Source organism: Dialister sp. CAG:357, assembly GCF_000435155.1.
GTDB classification, from domain to species: domain Bacteria; phylum Bacillota; class Negativicutes; order Veillonellales; family Dialisteraceae; genus Dialister; species Dialister hominis.
Genome location: NZ_FR896467.1, coordinates 1 through 4,299, shown reverse-complemented (window position 1 = coordinate 4,299; position 4,299 = coordinate 1). Strand labels below are relative to the sequence as shown.

The window sequence follows — 4,299 nt, the reverse complement described above, 5'->3', positions numbered from 1 at the left end:
GCGCCTTCGGCTGCCATGTCTCCCATCTCAGAGAGCTGCTTTCCTTCCAGATTTTTGGAAAGAGCACCGATGACGCTGACCTTGACGACACCGCATTCATCGACGCGTCTCAGCACATCCCTGAAGACTGCTGCATTATCGATGACAGGCTTTGTGTTGGCCATTGTTGCCACGCGCGTGATGCCGCCTGCGGCTGCTGCCTGCGTGCCTGTGTGAATATCTTCCTTGGCTTCCTGTCCGGGTTCACGGAGATGGACATGCATATCAATGAGTCCTGGTGCGACAAACAAGCCATTTGCATCATAAACTTCTGCGCCTTCTGTATCTGCAGTCCCGCCAATGGAGAGAATTTTCCCATTTTCTATGACAATGTCGCCTTTTTCATGCTGCTTTCTGGCAGGATTTACAATGATTCCGTTTTTAATGACCAGCTTCAATGTCTTTGCCCTCCGTCAGTGTCAAATACTCCAATGCCATACGCACTGCTACGCCGTTTCTTACTTCTTCCTGAATCCAGGATGATTCATCGTAAGCCACATCATATCCGATTTCTATGCCACGGTTCATCGGGCCCGGATGGATGATGGCCGCATCCTTCTTGCAAAGCTCCAGTCTCTTCTTGTTGATGCCGAAGAGACGTGCATATTCTCTTGTTGTCGGAATGAATCCGCCTGCAGCTCTTTCAAGCTGGATACGAAGAATATTGATCGCATCAGCATCCCTTAATGCATCTTCAAGGTTGTCATCAACGATGACTCCCATTGACTCGAGTTCCTTGGGAACCAAAGTGCGCGGTCCCACAAGATGTACTTCAGCGCCCAGCTTCGTAAACCCGTAAATATCACTTCGCGCAACGCGGGAGTGGAGAATGTCGCCAATGATGACATACTTCATTCCTTTGATATTCTTGCCTGCTTCCTTTAATGTGAAAAGTTCGAGCAGCGCCTGCGTCGGATGAGCATGCGCGCCGTCGCCTGCATTGATGACAACAGGCACCTTGACCTTGGGGCTCATTACTTTGGATGCAAAAAGAGCGGCCCCCTCTGACGAATCACGAATAATCACTGCATCTACTCCCATAGCGGAAACAGTAAGCAATGTATCTCGCATGCTTTCACCTTTCGTCATCGAGCTGCCGCTCTTTGTAATATTGATAACATCGGCTCCCAAGTATTTACCGGCAAGCTCGAAAGAACTGCGTGTTCTCGTTGATGCCTCAGAAAACACTGTCACAATGGATTTACCTTTCAGGAAATCCCGCTTTTTGTTATCAGACAGTACAATTTTTTTCATCTGTGCTGCCACTTCCAGAATCCGTTCAATTTCCCCGGCTGTAAAATCCTGCAGTCCGAGGACAGAACGGCCTTTGAGCGAAATCGCGTTCATGCCGGCCTCCTTAAAAACAACAAAATATGATATCTTTATAATCTTAAAAGGTATACTCGGGTTTTTCAATAGCAAAATTGTTAAATTTTCATTATAGAAAAACCCAGGTACCTGAAGACATACTACTTCTCACCGGATTGTCCCTTATTCCCGGCGGAAAAGCGGACAGCCGCATGAATGGTTCTGGCAAAAGCAGGCGGAATTTCATTTTCCGTCAGCCTCTTTCCCAGAGCGCGCCCTATGATAACGCCTTTGTTCCCATAGAGCCAGGCAAAGTAATAGAACTCCTGCGCTTTCTCATCTCTTGGATTAATATTCTTCAGCTTCTTTGGCGGATAAAAGCCCTTCGGAACGCCCAGCTTTGCTCCTGCTTTTTTGATCAGCGCAGAGCTTACGACATCCCCCGCTTCTTCAATATCCCCGATGACGTCATCGAGAAGCTTTCGTTTCCCATGTGACAGGCAGGATTTTACGACATCCATTTCAAAACAGATGTAGTCCGTATAGAAGACATAGGAAGAATGGTGCCTTGACCCCATGACGTCCCTGTCATAGAGACATACGGCCGGTATATGGAAACGTCGGATCAATTCAGCAATCTTTGAAATGGAACTTTCTCCCCGTGCATTGATGAGGCAGATTCCATGATAATCAAACTGAACGCCGAGTGTCTTTGCAAAATAGCCGAAGGAACCATACTCCGTCTCTCCTTCGACAAGGATCGTGCAGCGGGAGTAAAGGGCTTCCTTGACTTCCGGGAAATGCATAATCAGATGCTTTTCTATTTCACTGTCAAAATGGAAGGAAGAACCGCAGGCAGCACGTACCATTTCCTTCTCATCCCTGTACATGCGGATGATTTTCCGGTAGTCGTTGACAAGAGCATCCGTAGAATGAGTGACGACAAAGAGCTGCCCGTCCAGTCCGTCCACGCCAAGAAGATTCTGCACAAGCTTCAAGAAGAAACTTTCCTTGTTATTCAGGATCGAACGGCAGAATGCCAGAAGAGCACGCTGGAGGTATGGATGCAGATGGAGCTCCGGCTCATCAATATTCACAATGACAGGAAGAAGGCGCGTTCCGTCATTCTTCGTCATGATGATATTCTCGAAGGAAATCGCACGGCTTTCCCGCTTCTCCCGCATCAGGACAAGAAGCGAAACCCCTACGGCAATCATCAGCTTCATCGTGGAATCATAAGAAGTCCCGGAAATCTGTGCGCCGAAAATTTCACCGAAAAGGACCAGTGCGGCCTTATGAGGATCATCCTTAGGAAGGGAAATGGAAAAGCCTCTTTCATTCATCATGCGTTCCACTTCTTCCACGGCCTCAGGACCATAGGAAAGATATTCATCGAAGATACTGATCGTCCTGCCGGCCAGATTGTCATCCAGCATATTTTTAGGGATTTCAGAGAGAGCAAAATCCAGGCAGAAAAGGCAGCGCATGTATTCAAGAGGAAGTGTTTCCCCTGTATCCATATTGTAGAGGCGCGGCACGATCTCCCTGACAGACTGTTTAAGCTCAATTCGGATGGAATCATTGCCGCCTTCATCTTTTGTCGTCAAATCGAAGGTAACCCGTATCGGAAGGTCTGGATCCAGGAAATCTGCCTCCTTGAATCCATATCCGTGCGTAGCTGATTTCAGAAGGCTCAGGAAATTACTCTTCCCTATATTATTGTCCCCTACAATATAATTGACCTGGCTGTCGAAATGAAAACTTACATTTTGAAACGTTCTGTAATTTTCCACAGTCATTCCTGAAATAAACATAATTTTCCTCCTTGCCGGCACTGCTTTTTCCTTTATTATATCATTCCAGAAAGGAAGAAACCTTTTATGCCTGCAGTTTTATTCACTTACGAAAAAAGACCTCAAAAGAGGTCTTTTTTTCAAGAATCGGAATCCGGATACATCCCGCGCCCGTAACAAGAAAAGGATGGGATAAAAACAATTACGGCCGCGAGGGAAGAGAAAGAAAGTGTTAAATCAATCGGATTCCGCTTCCGTTCTGTCTGTGCAGCAGCCGTTTCCTGGATATCGTGTTTCCAGGAATAGCTGTTCACAGCATCCTTTTTCTTACGTCTTTATTATATAACTTTATAGAAATTTTATCATTTATAACATGTATATAATAAATTTCTTTCATTTTGATTTAGTTTACTTATTTTTATACTGAGTACTATTCCGGACAAATTCTTCCTCTTGTATGGCCTAAAGACCCTGCGGCCCCGTCTGTCCCCTTTACGTCCCTGGAGTTCGTATACAAAATACCATCGATTTTACGGCAATAAAAAGCTGTGACAAAATGTACGATCATTTCATCACAGCTTTTTTACCGCCAAAACAGATTTTCATAAAGCTTCCGTATTTTATTTCTGTGTCAGATCGGCTGCCTCCGCATGAATCAATTCTACGAGATCTTTTGGTGCAATCAGTACCTGGCGGCCTCTCTGGCCTGCGCTGATGCTGATCCTTTCATGGTTATAGCAGCTTTCATCAATATATGTAGGAAATTCTTTCTTCATTCCAATCGGTGAGCATCCGCCCCGGATATACCCCGTCAGACCCGGAAGTTCCTTGACATGAATCATTTCGACACTCTTGTTTCCACTTACACGGGCCGCTGCTTTCAAATCGATTTCCTTTTCAGAAGGAAGGCAGAAAACAACCGGACCTGTCTTGTCTCCCTTGGTAATGATCGTCTTGAATACCATATCTGCATCATAGCCTAATGCAGCAGCTGCATGAACGCCGGAAAGATCCTCTTCTGTGTAGTCGTAGGACTTTGTGTCATAATCAATTTTTTCTTTATCCAGAATTCTCATCACATTGGTCTTTTTTCCTTTTTTTGCCATGATAATTACCTCTGATAAATGTTTTTATAAATTAAAAGGGCCGGAGCACAAAG

The 4,299-nt window shown here is 45.5% G+C and carries 4 protein-coding genes; all 4 read right to left on the bottom strand.

The features are described 5' to 3' along the window. Positions 1 to 437: amidohydrolase family protein (locus M3200_RS08330; protein WP_288178240.1), on the bottom strand; the 437-nt coding region annotated here is incomplete at its 3' end. Further along, positions 421 to 1,386 carry an aspartate carbamoyltransferase catalytic subunit gene (locus tag M3200_RS08325; RefSeq protein ID WP_022383071.1) on the bottom strand — a complete coding sequence of 322 codons (966 nt, stop codon included), beginning with the start codon at positions 1,384 to 1,386 and terminating at the stop codon, positions 421 to 423. The genes M3200_RS08330 and M3200_RS08325, both read right to left, overlap by 17 nt. 122 nt (positions 1,387 to 1,508) lie before the next feature. Next, on the bottom strand, positions 1,509 to 3,161 hold the full coding sequence (locus M3200_RS08320; RefSeq protein WP_022383070.1) for an ATP-dependent nuclease: 1,653 nt from the start codon (positions 3,159 to 3,161) through the stop codon (positions 1,509 to 1,511). 599 nt (positions 3,162 to 3,760) lie between these two features. Next, positions 3,761 to 4,246, bottom strand: coding sequence for a Cys-tRNA(Pro) deacylase (gene ybaK, locus M3200_RS08315; RefSeq protein ID WP_022383069.1), 486 nt, complete (start codon positions 4,244 to 4,246; stop codon positions 3,761 to 3,763). Between the last annotated feature and the right edge of the window lie 53 nt (positions 4,247 to 4,299).

Bases quoted from the DNA above. Each gene is read 5' to 3' on its own strand.
- M3200_RS08320 (WP_022383070.1), bottom strand. From the start codon at position 3,161: ATGTTTATTTCAGGAATGACTGTGGAAAATTACAGAACGTTTCAAAAT.
- M3200_RS08325 (WP_022383071.1), bottom strand. From the start codon at position 1,386: ATGAACGCGATTTCGCTCAAAGGCCGTTCTGTCCTCGGACTGCAGGAT.
- ybaK (WP_022383069.1), bottom strand. From the start codon at position 4,246: ATGGCAAAAAAAGGAAAAAAGACCAATGTGATGAGAATTCTGGATAAA.